Genomic DNA, 19,557 nt, shown 5'->3' with positions numbered 1-19,557 from the left:
TCACGGAAACGCCGGGCGTGGCCCGGCGCTACCGGGGGGCGGGGCAGCGCCCCGCCTTCCCTTACTTCCGCTGCCCCGCGCTTTCGTCACGCACGGCGCGGAACGACTCGTCCTTGCTCCAGTTCGGCCAGCTGCGCGAGTTCGCCAGCTGGTTGCCCAGGGTGTACAGCACCTCCAGGTCGCGGGCGGCGCCGGCGAACACCCAGTCGGGCTGCCACTCGTCGCCCTGCTGGTGGTAGCGCTTGGCGGTGTAGTCCTCCGACGCCTTCCTGCCAGCAGCCACACCCCCGTCCACCCAGTCCTGTCCGGCCGACCAGGACAGCGCCGGCACGCCGCGCTTGGCGAACGGGAAATGGTCAGAGCGGAAGAACAGGCCCGCTTCCGGCTTCGGATCGGGCGTATAGCGGATGTCCCAGCCCTTGGCCACCTCTTTCAGCTGGTCCAGCAGCTCGAAGCGCGCGGCACCGTAGATGCCGAAGTCGCGCGAGGGGCCGAACGGCGCCATGCCATCCATGTTGATCACCGCCACGGTCTTCTCCAGCGGATACAACGGATGGGTCGCGTAGTACTCCGAACCCAGCAGGCCCTTTTCTTCGGCGGTGACCGCCAGGAACAGCAGCGAGCGCTGCGGCTGCTTGCCCTTGGCGAAGCCACGGGCCAGTTCGATCAGCGAAGCGGTGCCACTGGCATTGTCCAGCGCACCGTTGAAGATGCGGTCGCCGCGGGCATCGGGCTCGCCCACGCCGATGTGGTCCCAGTGGGCGCTGTAGATCACGGTCTCGTCCGGGTGGCTGCTGCCTTCCAGCCGCGCCGCCACGTTGTGCGAGGTGATCACTTCGGTCTTCACCGCATACTTCGCGTCCAGGCTGGCGCCGGTCAGCGTGACCGGCGTGAAGTCGCGCTGCTGCGCCTTTTTCTTCAGTGCCTCGAAATCCTGGCCGGCCGCGCGGAACAGGTCCACGGCCAGGTCGCGCTGGATCCAGCCTTCCAGCAGAGGGTGACTGTCGGCCGGGTTGTCGCGCACCACATCGAACATGGTGTTGGTGTTGGAGCCGGCGACCGTGGCCCAGCCGTACGAGGCCGGTGCGGTCTCATGCACGATCAGCACGCCCAGCGCGCCCTGGCGTGCGCCTTCCTCGTACTTGTAGGGCCAGCGGCCGTACCAGGTCATGCCCTTGCCGTCGAAGTCGCCCTTGCCGGTCTCGAAGTCCGGGTCGTTGATCAGCACGACCGCGATCTTGCCCTTCAGGTCCACGCCCTTGAAGTCGTCCCAGTTGCGCTCCGGGGCCTTCACGCCGTAGCCGAGGAAGACCAGCGGCGCCTTGCTGATGTCCACCGTGCTGGCGCCGTTCATCGCCGCGCGCACGGCGATCTGCTTGCCCTGCTCCAGCGCGATGGTCCTGTCACCCTGATGCAGGGCCAGCTGCGGCGTACCCACGATGTCGCCCTTGCGCAGCGGCACGGCCTGGGTCCACAGGCGCTTGCCATCCTTCAGGTCGCCACCCGGCTGCAGGCCGGCGTCGGCAAACTGCTTGCTCAGGTAGGCGATGGTCTTCGCTTCGCCCGCAGTGGCCGGCGAACGGCCCTCATAGGCGTCCGAGGCCAGCTCCTTCACGTCGGCGGAAATCCGCGCGCCATCGAATTTCGGCGTGGCCGCCATCAGCGCGCCCGACACCGACAGGGCCAGCACGCCCAGTGCTACTCGCTTCATCGCTCTCTCCAGCAGGGAAATCCCAGCCGAGTGTACAAAAGGGGCCCGACGGATTTAAGGCGCTTTTGGCACTGTCGGATGGGCCCGCGCCAGCAGGTGATCGCGTTCGCGCACGTTGTCGGTGAGCGCGGCAGCGGCCTGGAACGCCTGCCGGGCGTCTTCGACCCGACCCAGGTGCTGCAGCACTTCACCACGGACGACCTGCAACGGTGCGTAGTCACGCAGACGGTCATCGGAGAGCAGCGGCTGCAGATGCGCCCAGGCAGCGAACGCGCCCTCACTGCGCAGGATGGCCACCACCCGGTTCAACGCCACCACAGGCGAAGGCTGGATCTGCAGCAGCCGCGAATACAGCCCGGCGATGCGCGCCCAATCGGTCTGGTCGGCCTGGCGCGCCGTTGCGTGGCACTCGGCAATGCAGGCCTGCAGCACGTAGGGATCGTCGCTACCGCCGGCCGACAGCGCGCGCGCCAGCGCCTGCCGCCCGCGTTCGATCTGCAGCCAGTCCCAGCGTGCGCGGTTCTGCTGGTCCAGCAGCACCGGCCGGCCCTGCGCATCCACCCGCGCCGCGGCGCGCGAGGCCTGCAGTTCCATCAGTGCCAGCAGTCCCAGCACGGCGGCGGCCGGCATGCGGTGGGCGAGAATGCGCGCCAGGCGAAGCGCCTCCTCGCACAGCGCTGGTCGCATCCAGTCATCGCCGGCACTGGCGGCGTAGCCTTCGTTGAACACCAGGTAGATCGCTTCCAGCACGGAGGCCAGGCGCGCGGGCAACGCTTCGGCACGCGGCACTTCATAGGGCACCTGCTTCTGCGCGAGCGTGCGCTTGGCGCGCACCACGCGCTGGGCGATGGTCGGTTCCGGCTGCAGGAACGCGCGCGCGATCTCGCTCGTGGTCAGCCCGCCGAGCAGGCGCAGGGTCAGCGCCACGCGCGCGTCCGCGGGCAGTACCGGATGGCACGCCACGAACATCAGGCGCAGCAGATCGTCGCCAAGATCGTCTTCCAGCGCGGTGCTGTCGTCCGGTGCCGGCAGCGCGGCCGGATGCAGTGCCTCGCCCCACTGCGCATGCTGCTGCGCCACCCGCTGGTGCTGGCGCAGTACATCGATGGCCCGGTTGCGCGCAGTGGTCATCAGCCAGGCTCCAGGATTGTCCGGGATGCCCTGCTCCGGCCAACGCTCCAGCGCGGCCAGCCAGGTGTCCTGGGCCAGTTCCTCGGCACGGCCAACATCACCGCCGAGCAGCCGCGCCAGGCGCGCGATCAACACTGGCGATTCCATCCGCCAGAGAGTCTCCAGGCGCTGGGTCAGGGCGGGCTCGTGCATGCGCCGATCACAGCATGCACGTTCCCGCCGCACAAGCACCGGCAGTCACGCTTCGACGATGGGCCTGAAACCGCCCCAGAACATCCGCCGGGTATCGAACGGCATGTCCTTCGGGCCGATATCGGCCAGGCGCGGATCGGCCATCACCTTCGCGTTGATGCGGTCACGTGCAGCACGCGACCGGAACACCACGAAGGCCACGATCACGGTCTCGCCCGGCTTGGCCTTCACCGCACGCGGGAACGAGGTCGACGTGCCGGGTTCCACGTCGTCGGCCACGCATTCCATGTACTGAAGCGCACCGTGATCCTTCCACACCGCACCGGCCTTGCGGGCAAGGCGGCGGTAGGCCGCGACCTTGTCCTCGGGGCACGGCAGCACATAGGCATCGACGTAAGCCATGAGCGTTCTCCTGTCGTCGGGCGTGGCCGCTCAGCCCGGCTCGCCGTCCATGTGGGCGATTTCCCAGAGATGTCCGTCCAGGTCCTGGAAGCCACGCTGGTACATGAAACCATAGTCGCGCGCCGGCTGCGGTTCAGTGGCACCGGCGGCAAGTGCCTTGTCCACCATCACGTCCACTGCGTTGCGGCTGTCGGCGGACAGGCAGGTGATCACCTCGGTCTGCGCCTGCGCGTCGGCGATCGCCTTGGTGGTGAACTGCTGGAAGAACGGCTTGACCAGCAGCATCACGAAGATGCTGTCGCTGACCACCATGCAGGCCGCGTTCTCATCGGTGAACGCCGGGTTGAAGTGGTAGCCCAGTGCGGCGAAAAAGGCCTTGGACTTGTCCAGATCCTGCACGGGCAGGTTGACGAAGATCATCTGCGGTTGCGGTGTGCTCATTGCTCAGGTTCCCTGGGAAATGGAAAGAAGGCGGGCGATCAGGGCTGCTTCATGCAGTTGACCATCCACGGCTTGCCGTAGCGATCGGTCAACATGCCCCAGCGGTGCGCCCAGAACGTCTCGGCGATCGGCATCTGCACCTGGCCCCCATCGGCCAGCGCGGCGAACACGCGCTCGGCCTCCTCGATGCTGTCGACATCGACATTGATGGTGGTCGAGCCACCGTCGCCGGCACCGGGGCCGTCGGCGGCCATCAGGATGGCACTGCCGATTTCCAGCTGGCTGTGGGCCACGTGGTCAAGGGTGTCGGCCGGCATCTCGTTGCACCCCGGCGAGCCGTCGGAGGGGGGCATGTCGCGGTACTTCATTTCCGAGGTGACCTGGCCACCCAGGGCCTTGGCGTAGAAGGCCATCGCCTCGTGGGCCTGGCCGCTGAAGCCAAGGAAGGGAATCAGTTTCATCGGGGTGCTCCGTTCGGTTGAAGATGTCGAGTGTTCGCGGTGCGGCGGGGCTCAGCCTTCGAGCTGCTCGCGCAGACGCTGTTCCTGCTGCTGTAATTCGGGGGTGAAGGCTTCGCCGAAGTCTTCGGCGGAGATCAGCGGGCGCACCTCGAGCGTGCCACCACTGCCAAAGGGGGCGCGGCTGGCCCATTCCACAGCCTCGTCGAGCGAGCGGACATTCCACAGCCAGAAGCCTGCGATCTGGTCGGCGACGGGCGCGAACGGGCCGCTCTCGACCTGCGGTCCAGCGCCGCCGAAGTGAATGCGGCGGCCACGCGCGGTGGCATGCAGGCCTTCACCGGCCAGCATGATGCCGGCGGCAACCAGCTGTTCGTTGTAGGCGCCCATGGCCGTCAGCTCCTGCTCGCTGGGCAGGCGTCCGGCTTCGGAATCGGCGTTGGCTTTGACGATCACCATGACTTTCATGTGGGTCTCCCGTGGGGCGCAGGTGCGCGCCCTTCACTGTTACAACGAACGAGGGGACGGGGAATCGACAAATTCTGAAAGTTTTTTTTTGGGGGGCATCGGGCACCGGTCTCCCGCGCTGCAACATGCCCCGGCGCAAACCTGCGCGATCATGCAGGTCCGCCCCGCCAGGATCGCGCCATGCAGCAGTACCTGCTTCTGATCTACATCGAACCTGCCTTGCTGCAGGCCCTGCCGACCGAGGCGTTCAACACCTTGATGCGCGACTGCCTGGCCCACGCCGACAGGCTGCAGGCCGAAGGCACGCTGCTGCTGGCGCAGAAACTTCAGCCGGTGGATACCGCGCAGACCCTGCGCGTCCGCGACGGCCAGAGCCGGGTGCTGGATGGCCCGTTCGCCGAAACCCGCGAACTGCTGGCCGGCTTCAATCTCATTGTCGCGCGCGACCGTGACGAGGCGATGCGCATCGCGCGCGAGTTCCCGTGGGCACGGTTCGGCAGCATCGAAGTGCGCCCGCTGGAGGACATGGACGCCGAGCGTGAGCGCTGCGGCGCCCCGCCCGCTATGGCAGCAGCCGTACTCTGACCTCGCGCTTGCCAATGCCCTCGTTGCCGCTGTAGTCGCGCACGCTGGCACGCACGATGTAGTCCCCCGGCGGCAGGGCTGCCGGCTGCCAGCGACCGGTCTCCATCAGGCCATCGCGCACGGTGTTGGTGACCAGGTAGCGGAAACGGGTGACGGCGCTGCCGTGCACCGTGATGCCGCTGTCCGGTGCGTAGGCAACCTTTACGGCGGCATTCTGCGGCGGCATGCGGTTGAACACGATGTTCCAGCGCGGCTGCTCGTAGCCCTGCAGCGGCCGACCGGCCGCATCCAGGATCTGGTAGCCCACCTGGTACGCGCCCAGCCTGCGCCGGGCCAGGTTGTTGTCGACCTGGTCCCAGGCCTCGACCACGATCTGCACGCCCCGTCCCTGCCGCGCGACCATCACGCTGCCGTCGCTCCCCGCCGTCATCGGTTGGTCGTTGGCGTCCAGCAGCGCCACATCGGTGATGCGCGGCGCGAAGTGATCGGCGAAGTTGCGGAACCCCAGCGCGACCGCGTTGGTTTCAAAGCCGCTGGTGCCCACCGCCAGATGCACGTGCGCCTGGCTGTTGATGCTGCCCAGGCGATCGCCCACGTGGATGCGCGTGCCCCGGCGCACGCGGATGCGTTCCAGCGCGCCCTGGTCGTCATACAGCGCCTGCCAGCGCGCGTCGAACGGTTCCCCGCGCGGCGTGCGGCCCACCCGCATGTGGATGTACTTCAGCCGGTCCACCGCCAGCCCTTCGCCCTGCCCGCCCAGGCTCCAGCTGGCCACCGGGCTGCTGATCTTGCCCTCGGCAATGGCCAGCACGGTCTGGCCGACATCGCCGCGCACATCGAAGCCGCCGTGCAGATGGTGCCGGCTCTCACCCCTGAAATTGCCCCGCACCTCACCCAGCGTGCCGACCACTTCGTGCCAGCCCTCCTGCGGTGCCAGCGGCCAGCGCCCGGCCGTGTCCGGCAGCGCTGCATCAGCGGCGGGTCCAACCAGCGCAGGGGCCGGAAGCTCGCCCACCGGCAGCGGCCGCAGCCGATGCAGCCGGTATCCGGCCGCGTCGGCCACCAGCAGGCTGCCATCCGCATCCAGCGCCAGGCCGCTGGGGCGCGCCAGCCGCGGCAGTCGGTCATTGCCCACCAGTGCGATCTGGTGGCCCTGTGCGGTGACCTGCACCACGCGTCCCTCAAGGTCGCCCACGTACAGCACGCCATCATGGGTCGCGGCCAGCGACAGCGGCCCGTTGATGACCCCGCCACTGCCGACCCACGTTCTGACCGTGCCATCGGCACCGACACGACGCACCGCGTTGTTGAACAGATCCGCCACCAGCAGGACCCCGTGCGCGTCGAAGGCCAACGCCACCGGTGTATCGAACCGCGCCTCGCCTCCTGCCGCGTCGATGAAACCAGGCCGATCGCCCCCGGCGAGGGTGCGCACACTGCCGTCGGTGCCGATCACCCGGATCCGGTCGTTCCAGGTATCGGCCACGTAGATCTGACCCTGCGCATCCACCGCAATACCCATCGGTGCATCGAAACGTGCCTGCGCGCCGGGACCGTCGGCGTATCCCTGCTCGCCGCCGGCCACCGTGGTCACCTGGCCATCGACGCCAATGCGGCGGATCGCATGGTTGCCGGTGTCGGCCACGTACAGATTGCCCTGTGCATCGGCGGCGATGCCGGACGGCGTGTGGAAGCGTGCCTGCAGTGCCGGGCCATCGACGCGACCTTCGCCCTGCCCGGCCACGGTCTCGACGCGGCCATCGGGCAGGCGGCGGCGGATGCGGTTGTTGTCGCCGCCATCGGTGAAGTAGACGCTGCCATCGGCCAGCCGCAGCAGCGCGTAGGGGTCGGCGAAGCGCGCCTGCGCGGAGGCGCCATCCCGATCGCCCGGATGGCCATCACCGGCCAGCAGTTCGATCTGCGCGGTCCATGCCAGCGGCGTCGGCGCTGGTCCCGCAGGTGTGTCGGGGTGGGGTTCGTCCGGCAGCCAGAAGGTCGCTGCCAATGCACCGGCGGTTGCCACCGCAACCGCCGCCATCCAGTATCGCCGCGCCATCGTGTTCCATCATTCAACGGGGAGCGACGAACTTAGCCAGTAGTTCCACCCATGCCAACCCGCATCGGCCTCAGCCGCACGCTCGGGTGCTGTTGCAGCGCGCACTTTGATTTCGTCAGGCCAGGCATCGCTGTGCTTCAGCGGCCCTACCCTCCGCTCGCACAGCGCAGCCTGGTTGGCCGGCTCCAGCGCGGTGTCGAGCAGCAGCGCGTCGGCGAACAGCTTCCAGTCGCCATCCTGCATGTAGGACGCTACCGGATGTGGATGCGATTTCAGCGCGGGCTGCGGAAACGCGACGGCCCACACCTGCTTTCGCCCGTGCGATTCGCTGCTGCGCAGGTCGCGCCGTACCGCTGCGCAGGAATAGCGGATGTGGGTGGCCATGCAGGTGTTGCCCGCCATCCTGCACGACCCCAGCCGGCGGCCCTTGCCGGTGGCGAAATCGTGCCGGCTCAGGCCCAGGATCAACCGGTCGGGGATCGTGCCGAAGGTCTGCTCCAGGCGCGGATGATGGTAGTTGGCCATCGCCGTCGGCGGCTGCGCCGGTACCAGCATCGCCATGCGCAGGTTGCGCAGCGGCGGGAATCCATAGCCATCCAGACCGGCAGCGCGACGGTAGTAAGCGTCCTGCATGCCGCGCAGCGGAGAAGAGCCGTTGCCCAATGCGTTGTTCATCACGTACGCACCCGAGCTGTGGGTGAACACCCGCAACGGCATGTCCGTGTTGTCCACACCCGCCAGCACCCTGCGCAGCTCCAGTCCCACGTAGGGCCCGTTGAGCTGGGCGGCGCCCCAGATCAGGAACGCGTTGCCATGCATGCCATCCCAGTACACGCGCACGAATGACAACGTCTGCCCGCTGGCCGCCCCGCGCTCGCGGAAATCACGCTCCACCCGTTCGTACCAGGCGGCTGCCTCGCGGTAGTCGTTGTTGTAGCCGTGCACCAGCAGCACCACCACACGGCCGTCCTCCGCCGCACGATCCAGCTGCTGCGAGGCGCGCGCACGCAGCACCTGCTGGATCTGCTGCCAGGTGTCGGTGAAGGCGGCGTCGGGCGTCACCCCGGTATCGGCAAGCAGGCTGCGCCACGCCGCTGCCGAGGCAGCACCTGGCACCGCCGACTGCTGGTAGAGATGCCGGAGCGTCGCGAACTCCGCCGACGACGGGCGTGCCCCTTCCAGCATCTGCTGCACCGGCACCGCCACGCTGGCTGCGGGGTAGAGACTGCCCTCACGGTCCAGGAACAGCGCGGTTGCGTCCTGTCGTCGTTCGGCATCGCGATACAACACGTTCTTGCTGGCACAGCCATTGCATGCGATCGCGAACAACAATGCCGCGACCACGCTCCTGATAGGCTTCATGCACATCCCCCTGTGGATTCGATGCTGCAGGCCGGATCGTCCCTCGACGCCCGGGCCGGCGCTCCCCCGCCCACCCGTGCAGCGCCATCCTGCCGCGGCCGAGGGGCGCCCACAATCACCGTCCGACGAGTGGCTACTTTGCCGGCACCTCGATGCGGATGCCCATCGCCTCGCGATAGCGCGTGTACAACGCCATCACCTTGTCCACGTAGGCCAGCGTTTCCGCGTAGGGCGGTACGCCCTTGTAGCGGGTCACCGCGCCGATGCCGGCGTTGTACGCGGCCGCGGCAAGCGTGCGGTCGCCGTTGTAGCGGCGCAGCAGCGCGCGCATGTAGCGCGCGCCACCGTCGATTGACTGCTGTGGCGAGAACGGGTCGCTCACCCCGTACTCCAGTGCGGTCTCGGGCATCAGCTGCATCACGCCCTGGGCGCCCTTGCTGGACACCGCCAGCGCGTCGAAGTTGCTTTCTGCGTGGGCGATGGCACGCAGCCAGGCATCATCAACACCGGTCGCCTTCGCTGCCGCCCTGAACTGCCGCGCGTGCGGTGCCAGCTGCGGCTTGCCGACCCGGCCCAGGCCCTCATGCGCAGGCTCGCCCGGCGGCGTGGCCACGGTGAATTTCAGGAACACCCGCGAGCCCGGCAGATTGCGGGTGGAATAGACCAGCCGGCCGTCCTGCTCACGTTCGTACAGCACGCCGCTGAACACCCCCATGTTGCCCCACAGGTTCGGGGTCTGGATGGCGTTGTCGTCGATATCTCGCGCGGTGCAGAGCGAACCGGGTTCCGGCGCGGTGGCCAGGCTGACGGTGTTGCCCTGCACGCAGCGGTACACCGTGCGCGCAGCCGCCGTCCCGGCCCACAGGAGGGACAGCAGCATCAGCGCAGCGAGGACGGGGCGGCGGGTCATGGCGGCCGGATCATCCGGCCGCCCCCGCTAACGATGGGTGAATGCGGTGGCGGCCGCGCCCCTAGCGGGCCATCCGGCTGCGCAGCGCATAGCCCACGCCCAACAGCACGAACCACGCCGGGCTCGCGATCAGGGCCTGGCGGGTATCGGCCTGCAGGCTCAGCAGGACCAGAACGCCGGCGAAGAACCCCAGGCACGCCCAGCACATCGCCACGCCACCGGGCATCTTGAAGATCGAGGCCGCGTGGCGCTGCGGGTAACGGCGGCGGTAGACCATGTAGGCCACCAGGATCAGCGACCAGACGAAGATGAAAAGCACCGTCGCCAGCGTCGTCACCAGGGTGAAGGCGGTCACCAGATTCGGGATCAGGTAGATCAGCAGCGTGCCGCCCAGCAGGCACAGGCAGGAGAACAGCAGCCCGCGGGCCGGCACCGCCGCGCGCGACAGTTTCGACAGGCCGCGCGGCGCGTGGCCTTCTTCCGCCAGGCCATACAGCATGCGGCTGGTGGAGAAGATGCCGCTGTTGGCCGAGGACGTTGCCGAGGTCAGCACCACGAAATTGATCAGGCTGGCGGCGGCAGGGATCCCGGCCAATACGAACAGCTGCACGAACGGGCTCTTGTCCGGCACCACCTGCCGCCACGGCGTCACTGCCATGATCGCCACCAGCGCAAGCACGTAGAAGATGATGATGCGCACCGGGATCGAGTTGATCGCCTTGGGCAGGTTGCGCTCCGGGTCGGCGGTTTCAGCGGCGGTGGTTCCCACCAGCTCGATGCCGACGAAGGCGAACACCGCGATCTGGAAACCGGCAAAGAAGCCGACCAGTCCCATCGGGAACATGCCACCGTCGTTCCACAGGTTGGCCAGCGAGGCGGTGTGCCCGCTGGGCGAGGTGAAGCCCCACGCCACCAGGCCGGCGCCGGTGATGATCAGCGCGCAGATCGCCACGATCTTGATCAGCGCGAACCAGAACTCCATCTCACCGAACAGCTTCACTGTCACCAGATTCAGCCCCAGCAGCAACAGCACGCACATCAGTGCCGGAATCCACGCATCCAGGCCGGGGAACCAGAACTGTGCGTAAGCAGCGATGGCGATGACATCGGCGATGGCGGTGACGATCCAGCAGAACCAGTAGGTCCATCCACAGAAGAAGCCGGCCCAGGGCCCAAGCAGATCGGTGGAAAAATCGATGAAGGATTTGTACTGCAGGTTGGACAGCAGCAGTTCGCCCATCGCGCGCATGACGAAGAACAGCATCGCGCCGATGATCAGGTAGACGAATACGATGGACGGGCCGGCCAGGCTGATGGTCTTGCCCGATCCCATGAACAGACCGGTGCCGATGGCACCGCCGATGGCAATCAGCTGAAGGTGGCGGTTGGACAGGCTGCGGCGCAGATGCTCGGGGGGCTGGGCAGGGTCGGTCATGGCGCGGAATCGGCGGGCGAAGCGTCCGACGGTAGTCCTCCCGGGCCGGTTGCGCCAGCTGGGGACGGGCTGAATCCGGCAAAGTTGGCCGCTTTCACCACAATGTGACCGAATACCTGATTCGTCCCATTCCGCCCGGCGCGGCGGCATGCTCAGATAGCCGCATCTGCCCAAGGATCGGCCCGACCATGCGCCCTGCCCTGCCTGCCTTGCTGGAGCCCCGGACGTGAGCCGACTGCGGATCATCATCGGGGGAACCGCGCTGGCGCTGCTGGCGGCGGCCATTCCCATCGCCGTCATGGCCTACGCCACGTGGGACCGCGCCGTGAGCGTGGAGCAGCAGCGCCTGCATGACATCGCCGAACGCACCCTGCGGCGTGCGGACCTGTCCTACCAGGAAGCACTGGCCGCACTGAAATCAGCCGAGGCCACCGCACTCCCCGCCTGCAGCCCGGAGCACATCCGGCGCATGCAGACGCTGGTGATGACCACCCCTTCGGCCGATCAGCTGGGCTATTTCGAAGGCGGCAAACTGCGGTGCACCTCATGGGGGCCGTTCCTGTCCGACGTGAACCAGCCCAGGCCGGACCACGTCACCAGCGACGGCGCCGGCATCGCGGTCGATGTGCGTCCCGAGACCAGCGGCCGCCGCAAGGTGCTGTCGATCCTGTATGGCTCCTACGACGTACTGGTCGATCCCCGCCGCTTCGTCGATGTCATCGTTGATCCGAACGTGCGGCTGGCCCTGGCCAGCCCCGACGGCCGCCTGCTGGCCCGGCAGAACGACATGGATCCGGCGCTGCTGCAGACCCTGCTGCGCGATCCCGGCATTGGTCTGGACCAGAACACGCTGTACGCCACCGCTCGCAATGAAGAATGGCTGGCCATCGCCACCACCCCGCGGACCGCGCTCACCGCCAGCTTCCGCCAGCAGGCGTGGCTGTTCGTGCCGCTGGGCGTGCTGCTGGCCGCCGCCGGTGCCGGCCTGGTGATCTGGTTGTCGCGCCGCCGGCTGTCGCTGCGGGGTGAACTGGCCACCGCCATCCGCCGTCGCGAGCTGTACCTGCATTACCAGCCGATCATCGAACTGGACACCGGCATCTGCGTGGGCGCCGAAGCGCTGGTGCGCTGGCAGCGTCCGGACGGCACCCAGGTGCGTCCGGACCTGTTCATTCCGCTGGCCGAAGAGGCCGGCATGATCGGCGATGTCACCGATCTGGTGATCGAGAACGTGGTGCGCGACCTGCGCGAACTGCTGGTCGGCGATCGCAGCGCGCACGTGGCGATCAACCTGGCGGCCGAAGACATCAGCAGCGGCCGCGCGTTGAAGATGATCGCCAAGCACATGACCGGCAGCGGCATCCTGCCGCAGCAGATCTGGATGGAGGCCACCGAGCGCGGCTTCCTCGATCTGGACCGCGCCCGCACGATGCTGGCCGCGGCACGCCGCGCCGGGCACAGCGTCGCCATCGACGATTTCGGCGTGGGCTATTCCAGCCTGCAGTACCTGGCACAGCTGCCACTGGATGCGCTGAAGATCGACAAGTCCTTCGTCGATGCGATCGGCACCGACAGTGCCACCAGCCCGGTCACCCCGCACATCATCGGCATGGCGCGCGAGCTGGGCCTGTGGGTCGTGGCCGAAGGCGTGGAGACAGAAGCGCAGCTGGCCTATCTGCACGGTCAGAAGGTGCAGTTCGGGCAGGGCTGGCTGTTCTCCCGGCCGCTGCCACGTGACGAATTCGTGGCGTTCCACCACAAGCGGCAGCAGCGCTACGGCGCAGCGCGCGAACAGATGCAGAACCCGCGCAGCGTACCGATCGAACAGGAGCCACTGCCGTAAGCGTTACGCCCAGGCCTTCGGGCGTGCGATCAGCCACACCGCACTTGCCGCCAGCAACAGCAGCGGCAGCCAGCCCAGATGGCGCGCGTCGCCGGACTGCAGCACCAGGCCACCGGCCACGCCGCCGGCCGCAATGGCCAGGTTCCAGCCGGTCACCAGCATCGACTGCGCAAGGTCGGCCGCCGCGCCGGCGCGCCGCGCCAGTGCCGTCTGGAACAGGGTCGGCACCGCACCGAACGCCATGCCCCACACGATCGTCGCCAGCAGCAGTGCGGTCGCGCTCACCGGCCACAACAGCAGCGCCATGACGGCGGCGATGAAGCCCAGCACCGTGCTCCAGACCAGCGCATGCAGGTGGCGGTCCACACCCCAGCCAGCGATCGCGATACCGACAAGGGCCGCCATGCCGAACGCCAGCAGCAGGCGGTCCAGCCAGGCCCCCGCACCGGCCTGCAAGGCCAAGGGCTCGATGTAGGTGTACAGCACGTTGTGCGCGAGTACGTACAGCGCCATCACCAGCAAGGTGCTGCGCACGCCCGGCATGCGCCATACCGCAGCCAGCGACACACGCCGTCCGGAGCCGGCTGCGGGCAGGGCCGGCAGGGCCCAGCGCGCATAGACCAGCAGCAGCACCGCCAGCACGCTCATCAGGGCGAACGCCCAGCGCCACCCGATCTGCTGGCCCAGCAGGGTACCGGCTGGCACGCCCAGTGACAGGGCCAACGGCGATCCGATCATCGCCACCGCGATGGCGCGTCCCTGCAGCTCAGGCACCACCATGCGCGCGGCGTAACCTGCCACCAGCGACCACAGCAGGCCGCCACTGACGCCGGCCAGGAAGCGCGCCGCCAGAATCAGCGCGTAGCTGCTGCTCAACGCGGTCAGCGTATTGACCAGCACGAAGCCGGCGATCGCGGCCAGCAACAGGGGACGACGCGGCAAACGCTGGGTCAGCGCGGTCATCGGCAGCGCCGCCAATACCGAACCCAGCGCGTACACGCTGACCAGCTGACCCACCGCCGCATCGCTCACCCCCAGGCTGGCGCCCATCGGCCGCAGCACCCCGGCCGGCAGTGTTTCCGTCAGCAGGGTGATGAAGGCACCGCCGGCCAGCGCCAGCAGGCCGGCCCAGGGCGGGCGCGAGGCCGCACCCGCGGGGGCTGCCGCATCGATCGCGTGGCCACTCATCGTGCAGCCTCCAGATCGGCGTAGATCGCATCGCGCAGTTCATCCACGAATGCACCGTCCATGCCCTCGTACAGCGTATTGGTCAGCGCCACCACGCTCAGGCCCCGTGCCGGGTCGACGAACCAGCTGTGGCCGTAGGCACCGCCCCAGCGCCAGCTGCCTGGCGCCTGCGGCGTTGCGCCGGCAACCGCATCGCGCAGCACGGCAAATCCCAGGCCGAAGCCCCAGCCTGCCGGCTCCGGCGGCCCCGCCTCACCCACCTGCGGCGTGCCCATCTGCGCCAGCAGCGGGGCCGGCAGCAGCGCAGGCGCCTGCCCGTCGCGCAGCGCCTCGAGCACGGTCATCAGGTCGTCGGCCGTGCCGACCAGGCCCGCGCCGGCCGATGGATAGCGGCTGGCATCGGTGGCCCGGGCCAGGCTGTACTCGATACCGACCGTTTCCGGGAACACCGGCACGACCTCGCCCTCGCGCAGGCGGTGCGGCAGCGGGTCGTCGCTGACATAGGGCGTGGCCAGCCGGCTCGCGTCGCCGGTTGCGAAGGCGGTGTCGCGCAGGCCAAGCGGCGTCGCCAGCAGGCGCTCGAACAACGCCTGCAGGGTCTCGCCCGTTGCGGCTTCGGCCACCGCCCCGGCCACGTCCACGCCCAGCGAATACATCCACTGGCTGCCCGGCGGGAACAGCAGGGGCACCTGTGCGATACGCCGCACGTTGTCGGCCAGCGACAGCGGATTGGCATCCATGCCATCACTGACGCCGGCCCGCGCGTAGGGGCCGTGCGCATCGGCTTCCAGGAAGCGGTAGCCCAGGCCGCTGCTGTGACTGAGCAGCTGGCGCAGGCTGATGGCCGGCGTGCTGCCGTCGGCGAGCGCCGGCCGGAAATCGGGCAGCCAGCGCTGCACCGGCGCATCCAGATCAAGCACGCCCTCGGCGACCAGGCGCAGGATCACCACCGTCAGCAGAGGCTTGCTCACCGATGCCAGGCGGAACAGATGGTCACGGCGCATCGGTTCGCCGCGTTCACGGTCGGCCAGGCCGGTGGCGCTGGCGTGGCGCAGCACCCCGTGCACGCGCACCTGCACGACCGCACCGACCAGCCGGTGAGGGTGCACCTGCTGCAGCAGGCGCTGCACCGACGGCAGGGCGGGTTCAGTCACTGGGGAAAGAGCGGCATTCATGACGGCAGTCCGTGGGAGGAGAGGCCGCCACCTTAGGCAGCCTGGACGCCGGCAAAAAGCCGGTTGCCGCTCCGCGCATCATGGACCGGGGAGTCCGCAATGGGCATGATGCCCGGAACCGGAAGGCCATCATGCCGCTCCCCTGCCTGCCACGCCCATGTCCGTTCTCGACAATCTCGCCAACCTGCAGACCTTCGTGCACGCCGCCGACACCCGCAGCTTCGTCGAAACCGGCCGCCTGCAGGGCATTTCCGCCTCCGCGGCGGGCAAATGCGTGGCGCGGCTGGAACAGGCCCTGGGCGTACGCCTGTTCCACCGCAGTACGCGCAGCATCACCCTCACCGCGGAGGGCCAACTGTTCCTGGCCCGTTGCCGGCGCATCCTCGACGAGCGCGATGCCGCGCGTACCGAACTGGCGCAACCGCATGCCACGCCCAGTGGCACCCTGCGCATCAGCCTGCCGCTGGTCGGCGACCTCACCCTGCCGCTGATGGCCGAATTCATGGCGGCGTATCCGGACATCCGCCTCGACCTGGACTTCAGTGACCGCCTGGTGGACGTGATCGAAGAAGGCTTCGACGCAGTGCTGCGCGTGGGTGAGCCCAGCGATTCGCGCATGAACGCGCGTCGGATGGGGGTGTTTCCCCGGCGTGTCGTTGCCTCGCCTGCCTATCTGCAGCGGCGTGGCACGCCCCGCACCCCGGCCGACCTGCTGCAGCACACGCTGCTGCACTACCGCTTCCCCAGCAGCGGCAAGCTGGAGCCATGGCCGATCCACTGGCCCGAAGGCGAACCCGTGCAGGAACTGCCCGTGCACATGGTCGCCAACACCATCGAAGCCCGCGTGGCCCTGGCCCTGCGCGATGTCGGCCTGGCCTTCGTACCCGTGCATTCAGTGCGCGATACGCTGGCCGACGGGCGCCTGGTGACGGTGCTGGACGAGTACGTGCACTCCTGCGGCACCTTCCACCTGTTGTGGCCCTCGGGGCGCCACGTACTGCCGAAGCTGCGCGTGTTCATCGACTTCGTCGGCGCGCGCCTGGACACCGTGCCGTAGCCACGCCGCGGCGCGACCGTTCAGCCGCCGGCGCTATACTGGCCGCTCATTCCTCCTTGAGGCTCGCGACCGATGCGCCATTGATGCCGCCGTCTTCGAACTAGACGGCCCGACGCTTCCCGCCCCTGCGCGCAGGGGAGAACACGGCATCCATGGAGGTCGCATGACCGCACATTTCCTCACGCTCGATCGCGTGTCGTATCGACTGGCCGATGGCCGGTCGCTGTTTTCAGACCTGTCGTTTTCCTTTGAACCGGTCGCCACCGGCCTGGTCGGCGCCAACGGTGCCGGCAAGAGCGTGCTGGCGCGCCTGCTGGCGGGGCAGATCACGCCGGACAGCGGCGACGTGCACCGCAGCGGCAACGTGTTCCTGCTGCCCACGCCCGGCCAACCACCCCGTGGCAGCGTCGGCGAACTGGCCGGCGTCGGCCCGCAGCTGGCCGCACTGGCGCGGATCGAGGCTGGCAGCATCGACGAGGCCGACTTCGCCTGCATTGGCGAGCATTGGGATCTGCGCGAGCGGCTGGCACAGCACTGGCAGGCGCAACAGCTACCGGACGATCTCGATCCTGCGCAGCCGGCGGCCCGCCTCAGCGGTGGCCAGGCGATGCAGGTGGCGCTGTCCGGCGCCTGGGCCAGTGGCGCCGACTGGCTGATTCTGGACGAGCCCAGCAATCACCTCGACGCCCGCCATCGGCAGCAGCTCTACGCGCAGCTGCAGCAGTGGACCGGCGGTCTGCTGGTGATCAGCCACGACCGCGAACTGCTATCGCACATGCAGCAGATCGTCGAGCTGGACGCGCACGGCCTGCGTCGCTACGGCGGCCCCTGGCAGCACTATACCGAGGCACGCGCCGCCGAGCGGGACGCAGCGGACGCACAGCTTGACCACGCACGTGCACAGCACCGGCGGCAGCAGCGCAGCGCGCGCGAGCAGCACGAACGCCAACAGCAACGGCAGGCACGCGGCACGCGCGAGGCGAAGCAGGCCAACCAGGCACCGATCCTGCTCGGCCGGCAGAAGCAGCGCGCAGAAGCCAGCCACGGGCGTGCGCAGCAGATCCAGAACGAGCGCCTGCAGGCCAGTGCCGCGCAGGTACGCGCCGCTTCATCGGCCGTGCAGGCCACACCCGAGCTGGCCCTGTTTGCAGGCGAGGGCGAACGTGGCAGTACGCGCCTGCTGCAGGCGACTGATCTCGTACTGCCGTACGGTTGCAGCCTTCCGTTGCAGCTGGAAATCCGTCGCCGGCAACGCATCGCCGTGATCGGCGACAACGGCAGTGGCAAATCGACCCTGCTGCGTGTGCTGGCCGATCACCTGCCCGCGCGCAGTGGCGCCGTGCAGCGCCTCGCGCCGCTGGCCCTGCTGGACCAGCAGCTGCTGGGGTTGTGCGGTACGCGCAGCATTCTGGACAGCGTGCAGGCCGCCAACCCCGCCGCCGATCCTGGCGAGCTGCGCACGCGCCTGGCGTTGCTGGGGCTGGATGCGCAGCGCATCCAGCGTCCCACCAGCAGCCTCAGCGACGGCGAACGGGTGAAGGGCGCACTGGCCAGCGTGCTGTATGCCGACCCGGCACCCCAGCTGCTGCTGCTCGACGAGCCCGGCAATGCCCTGGACCTGGGGGCACTGCAGGCGCTGGAACAGCTGCTGGATGCATGGCCGGGTGCGTTGATGATGGTCAGCCACGACCGTCACCTGCTGCAGGCCTTGCGGCCCACGCAGGTGCTGCAGGTGACGGCAGACGGTTGGCAATGGCACGACCCACGCCCTTGAACCCCTCCCGTCAGCGCTTCCACACCGGGAACGACTGAGGCAGCTGCTGCCACAGCAGCGGGCCGGCGCGGAGCTCCTGGTCATCCAGCAGGCACGCATCCAGTTCCGCGCGCACCGCGCGTTCGTCCATGTGCACGCCGATCACCACCAGCTCCTGCCGACGGTCCCCCCATAGCGGATGCCACAGCCGCGCCATTGCGGCATGCGCGGCGCGATCCGGGAAGTCCTCCACGCCCGGCAGCGGGGCGCTCCAGCAGTTGGCCTGCTGGCGCGCCCAGCCCACATCGCTGTACGGCAGGGGCGTCGGCGGCAGCAGCGGCGTGGTGTCTTCCAGGCCTGCACGTACGCGATCACGCGCGGCGTACCAGAACCCTGCGGCCTGCGTGCGCGTTGCCGCGCCAACCGCGTTCAACTCGCCCACCCAGTCCATGCGGTTGGCCAGCCAGAACCAGCCCTTGCTGCGGATCACGCCGGGCATGCCACTGCGCAACGCGCGCGCGAAACGGGCCGGATGGAACGGCCGCCGTGAACGGTAGACGAAACTGGCAATGCCGTACTCTTCGCTTTCCGGCGTGTGCTCGCCACGCAACTCCTTCACCCAGCCCGGTGCGCGCTGCGCCCGCTCGAAGTCGAAGCGGCCGGTATCGAGCAGTTCCGTCAGCGGTACATCACCGAAGCTGGACAGCAGCAGCTTCGCATCGCGGTTGAGGCCGCGCAGCACGGCCAGCGTGTCCTGCAGCACTTCCTCATCCACCTGGTCGATCTTGCTGACCACGATCACGTCAGCGAACTCGACCTGCTCGCAGAGCAGGTCGACCACCCCGCGGTCGTCGTCCGGTCCCGCCTGCTGGCCACGCTCGGCCAGGCGCAGGGTCGATCCGAAGTCGGCCAGGAAGGCACTGCCGTCGACCACGGTGACCATCGTGTCCAGCCGGGCGATGTCGCTCAGGCTGAAGCCCTGCTCATCGCGCACCGCGAAGGTCGCGGCCACCGGCATCGGTTCGCCGATACCGGTGGATTCGATCAGCAGGTAGTCGTAGCGGCCGCTGTCGGCCAGCCGCCGCACTTCCTGCAGCAGGTCCTCGCGCAGCGTGCAGCAGATGCAGCCGTTGCTGAATTCCACCAGCGTCTCTTCGGTGCGGCGCAGTTCGGCGCCGCCGTCGCGCACCAGCTGCGCATCGATGTTGACCTCGCTCATGTCGTTGACGATGACCGCCACGCGCAGGCCCTCGCGGTTGCGCAGGATCTGGTTGAGCAGGGTGGTCTTGCCGGCCCCCAGAAAGCCGGACAGCACGGTGACGGGCAAGCGGCGGTCGGCGCGGGAAACAGTGTTCATGTCGGAGCGGTCTGGCTGCGGGAAAGAAATGTT

17 protein-coding genes are annotated in these 19,557 nt (G+C 68.6%); 4 read left to right on the top strand and 13 right to left on the bottom strand.

Going from position 1 to position 19,557, the window contains the following annotated elements:
* Positions 1–61: 61 nt before the first annotated feature.
* Genes AC06FB_RS03995 through AC06FB_RS03970 form a run of 6 tightly spaced genes read right to left on the bottom strand, consistent with a single transcriptional unit; the run spans position 62 to position 4,803 of the window.
* Entirely contained in the window at positions 62–1,711 is a 1,650-nt protein-coding gene (locus AC06FB_RS03995) for a M28 family metallopeptidase (RefSeq protein WP_053518851.1), read from the bottom strand.
* 54 nt (positions 1,712–1,765) lie between these two features.
* A complete protein-coding gene (locus AC06FB_RS03990) occupies positions 1,766–3,034 on the bottom strand; it encodes an RNA polymerase sigma factor (protein ID WP_053518849.1) in 1,269 nt (422 codons plus the stop codon).
* Positions 3,035–3,079: 45 nt separating this feature from the next.
* Positions 3,080–3,436 carry a DUF1428 domain-containing protein gene (locus tag AC06FB_RS03985; protein WP_074901992.1) on the bottom strand — a complete coding sequence of 119 codons (357 nt, stop codon included), beginning with the start codon at positions 3,434–3,436 and terminating at the stop codon, positions 3,080–3,082.
* Between the two features lie 30 nt (positions 3,437–3,466).
* Entirely contained in the window at positions 3,467–3,877 is a 411-nt protein-coding gene (locus AC06FB_RS03980; RefSeq protein ID WP_065175394.1) for a VOC family protein, read from the bottom strand.
* A gap of 38 nt (positions 3,878–3,915) precedes the next feature.
* Positions 3,916–4,338 carry a VOC family protein gene (locus tag AC06FB_RS03975; protein ID WP_164151011.1) on the bottom strand — a complete coding sequence of 141 codons (423 nt, stop codon included), beginning with the start codon at positions 4,336–4,338 and terminating at the stop codon, positions 3,916–3,918.
* Between the two features lie 51 nt (positions 4,339–4,389).
* Positions 4,390–4,803, bottom strand: a complete 414-nt coding sequence (locus AC06FB_RS03970; RefSeq protein WP_053518842.1) for a YciI family protein — start codon at positions 4,801–4,803, stop codon at positions 4,390–4,392.
* A 180-nt stretch (positions 4,804–4,983) separates the two neighbouring features.
* Here AC06FB_RS03970 and AC06FB_RS03965 point away from each other — a divergent pair, with 180 nt between their 5' ends.
* Complete coding sequence (locus AC06FB_RS03965) at positions 4,984–5,388, top strand: YciI family protein (RefSeq protein ID WP_478053408.1); 405 nt, start codon at positions 4,984–4,986, stop codon at positions 5,386–5,388.
* Here AC06FB_RS03965 and AC06FB_RS03960 read toward each other — a convergent pair.
* From AC06FB_RS03960 to cycA, 4 genes are all read right to left on the bottom strand, one after another.
* Positions 5,366–7,444: a gluconolaconase gene (locus tag AC06FB_RS03960; protein ID WP_478053407.1), complete on the bottom strand. Its 2,079-nt coding sequence runs from the start codon at positions 7,442–7,444 to the stop codon at positions 5,366–5,368. The two genes, AC06FB_RS03965 and AC06FB_RS03960, sit on opposite strands and share 23 nt — an antisense overlap.
* Before the next feature lie 9 nt (positions 7,445–7,453).
* Positions 7,454–8,806 carry a hypothetical protein gene (locus tag AC06FB_RS03955; RefSeq protein WP_478053406.1) on the bottom strand — a complete coding sequence of 451 codons (1,353 nt, stop codon included), beginning with the start codon at positions 8,804–8,806 and terminating at the stop codon, positions 7,454–7,456.
* Between the two features lie 133 nt (positions 8,807–8,939).
* On the bottom strand, positions 8,940–9,716 hold the full coding sequence (locus tag AC06FB_RS03950; RefSeq protein ID WP_322523349.1) for a lytic transglycosylase domain-containing protein: 777 nt from the start codon (positions 9,714–9,716) through the stop codon (positions 8,940–8,942).
* A gap of 61 nt (positions 9,717–9,777) precedes the next feature.
* Positions 9,778–11,151 (bottom strand): D-serine/D-alanine/glycine transporter, encoded by a 1,374-nt coding sequence (cycA, locus tag AC06FB_RS03945; RefSeq protein WP_065182541.1) that lies wholly within the window; start codon positions 11,149–11,151, stop codon positions 9,778–9,780.
* Between the two features lie 226 nt (positions 11,152–11,377).
* Here cycA and AC06FB_RS03940 point away from each other — a divergent pair, with 226 nt between their 5' ends.
* Entirely contained in the window at positions 11,378–12,994 is a 1,617-nt protein-coding gene (locus tag AC06FB_RS03940; protein ID WP_262100737.1) for an EAL domain-containing protein, read from the top strand.
* A 3-nt stretch (positions 12,995–12,997) separates the two neighbouring features.
* Here the strand turns inward: AC06FB_RS03940 and AC06FB_RS03935 are convergent, their stop codons facing one another.
* Complete coding sequence (locus AC06FB_RS03935) at positions 12,998–14,182, bottom strand: MFS transporter (protein ID WP_478053405.1); 1,185 nt, start codon at positions 14,180–14,182, stop codon at positions 12,998–13,000.
* The gene (locus tag AC06FB_RS03930; RefSeq protein ID WP_180875805.1) at positions 14,179–15,357 is read right to left on the bottom strand and encodes a serine hydrolase domain-containing protein; all 1,179 of its coding nucleotides are present in this window, start codon (positions 15,355–15,357) and stop codon (positions 14,179–14,181) included. The genes AC06FB_RS03935 and AC06FB_RS03930 overlap by 4 nt, the downstream gene beginning before the upstream one ends.
* Before the next feature lie 157 nt (positions 15,358–15,514).
* Here AC06FB_RS03930 and AC06FB_RS03925 point away from each other — a divergent pair, with 157 nt between their 5' ends.
* On the top strand, positions 15,515–16,414 hold the full coding sequence (locus AC06FB_RS03925; RefSeq protein ID WP_053518823.1) for a LysR family transcriptional regulator: 900 nt from the start codon (positions 15,515–15,517) through the stop codon (positions 16,412–16,414).
* Between the two features lie 163 nt (positions 16,415–16,577).
* Complete coding sequence (locus AC06FB_RS03920) at positions 16,578–18,188, top strand: ATP-binding cassette domain-containing protein (protein ID WP_478053404.1); 1,611 nt, start codon at positions 16,578–16,580, stop codon at positions 18,186–18,188.
* Between the two features lie 10 nt (positions 18,189–18,198).
* Here the strand turns inward: AC06FB_RS03920 and AC06FB_RS03915 are convergent, their stop codons facing one another.
* On the bottom strand, positions 18,199–19,524 hold the full coding sequence (locus AC06FB_RS03915; RefSeq protein WP_478053403.1) for a GTP-binding protein: 1,326 nt from the start codon (positions 19,522–19,524) through the stop codon (positions 18,199–18,201).
* Positions 19,525–19,557 lie beyond the last annotated feature (33 nt).

This window comes from Stenotrophomonas sp. Steno-C15, assembly GCF_056393265.1.
This window is presented reverse-complemented; position numbering and strand designations above follow the sequence as displayed.

Excerpts from the sequence above, each read along its gene's own strand:
- cycA (WP_065182541.1), bottom strand. The coding sequence starts at position 11,151 with ATGACCGACCCTGCCCAGCCCCCCGAGCATCTGCGCCGCAGCCTGTCC.
- AC06FB_RS03990 (WP_053518849.1), bottom strand. The coding sequence starts at position 3,034 with ATGCACGAGCCCGCCCTGACCCAGCGCCTGGAGACTCTCTGGCGGATG.
- AC06FB_RS03960 (WP_478053407.1), bottom strand. The coding sequence starts at position 7,444 with ATGGCGCGGCGATACTGGATGGCGGCGGTTGCGGTGGCAACCGCCGGT.
- AC06FB_RS03970 (WP_053518842.1), bottom strand. The coding sequence starts at position 4,803 with ATGAAAGTCATGGTGATCGTCAAAGCCAACGCCGATTCCGAAGCCGGA.
- AC06FB_RS03995 (WP_053518851.1), bottom strand. The coding sequence starts at position 1,711 with ATGAAGCGAGTAGCACTGGGCGTGCTGGCCCTGTCGGTGTCGGGCGCG.
- AC06FB_RS03950 (WP_322523349.1), bottom strand. The coding sequence starts at position 9,716 with ATGACCCGCCGCCCCGTCCTCGCTGCGCTGATGCTGCTGTCCCTCCTG.
- AC06FB_RS03965 (WP_478053408.1), top strand. The coding sequence starts at position 4,984 with ATGCAGCAGTACCTGCTTCTGATCTACATCGAACCTGCCTTGCTGCAG.
- AC06FB_RS03985 (WP_074901992.1), bottom strand. The coding sequence starts at position 3,436 with ATGGCTTACGTCGATGCCTATGTGCTGCCGTGCCCCGAGGACAAGGTC.
- AC06FB_RS03915 (WP_478053403.1), bottom strand. The coding sequence starts at position 19,524 with ATGAACACTGTTTCCCGCGCCGACCGCCGCTTGCCCGTCACCGTGCTG.
- AC06FB_RS03925 (WP_053518823.1), top strand. The coding sequence starts at position 15,515 with ATGTCCGTTCTCGACAATCTCGCCAACCTGCAGACCTTCGTGCACGCC.
- AC06FB_RS03920 (WP_478053404.1), top strand. The coding sequence starts at position 16,578 with ATGACCGCACATTTCCTCACGCTCGATCGCGTGTCGTATCGACTGGCC.
- AC06FB_RS03980 (WP_065175394.1), bottom strand. The coding sequence starts at position 3,877 with ATGAGCACACCGCAACCGCAGATGATCTTCGTCAACCTGCCCGTGCAG.
- AC06FB_RS03955 (WP_478053406.1), bottom strand. The coding sequence starts at position 8,806 with ATGAAGCCTATCAGGAGCGTGGTCGCGGCATTGTTGTTCGCGATCGCA.
- AC06FB_RS03935 (WP_478053405.1), bottom strand. The coding sequence starts at position 14,182 with ATGAGTGGCCACGCGATCGATGCGGCAGCCCCCGCGGGTGCGGCCTCG.
- AC06FB_RS03975 (WP_164151011.1), bottom strand. The coding sequence starts at position 4,338 with ATGAAACTGATTCCCTTCCTTGGCTTCAGCGGCCAGGCCCACGAGGCG.
- AC06FB_RS03930 (WP_180875805.1), bottom strand. The coding sequence starts at position 15,357 with ATGAATGCCGCTCTTTCCCCAGTGACTGAACCCGCCCTGCCGTCGGTG.